Raw genomic sequence first — 693 nt, forward strand, 5'->3', positions numbered from 1 at the left:
GCACGATTGCCCGCAGCTGGGGGGGTACGACGTCCCGCAGCGGGGGGGGCGGCGGCCCGCAGCTGGGGGGGGCGGCGTAGGGGTTATTGGCGGGTGTAGGTGAGGTTGTCTCCGCTGCTGGTGGCTCGGCTCAGGGTGCCGTCGGGTTGCAGGGTGACCGTGGTGGGCTCGCCCGGGGTGCAGGAGGAGGGCGGCTCGGCGACGGTCACGGTGGACAGGCCGACCTGCACCGGGCCGTCGGAGTCCGGCGTGTCCGCCAGGTCTGCCTCGAAGACGCAGTGGTAGGTGCCGTTGTCCGTGGGGCCGTCGGCGACGAGGGAGAGGACCGTGTCGCCCACGTCGCCCTGCTGGATGGTCAGGCGACGGGTGTGGACGCCGGACGCGTTGTCGATGGTGGCGGTCCACGTGCCCAGGTACGCCGCGGGGACCGGCCCGTCCGTCGCGCCCGGGTTCCGGGCCGCCGGGGAAGTCGTCGTGCCCGAGGGGCCGCCGCCGGCCCGCTGGTCGCCGTCCCCGTTCATGAAGGCGTAGACCGCGCCACCGGCACCCAGCGCCACCACCAGGGCGACGACGATCAGCAGCGCCGTGGAGCCACCCCTCCGGACGGGTGGGGGCGGGGCGGGGGCGTACGGGTGCTGGTGCCCGGGAGGCGGGGCGTTCCAGACCGGGGCCTGGGCCGCGTGGGCGTGTGCG

At 75.8% G+C, this 693-nt stretch carries 1 pseudogene; it reads right to left on the reverse strand.

From position 1 onward, the window contains the following. Nucleotides 1–83 precede the first annotated feature (83 nt). Nucleotides 84–693 (reverse strand): annotated as a pseudogene (locus tag HZS56_RS37845) (serine/threonine protein kinase); the annotation flags it as partial.

This window comes from Streptomyces mayonensis, from assembly GCF_018982965.1.
Lineage (GTDB): Bacteria > Actinomycetota > Actinomycetes > Streptomycetales > Streptomycetaceae > Streptomyces > Streptomyces mayonensis.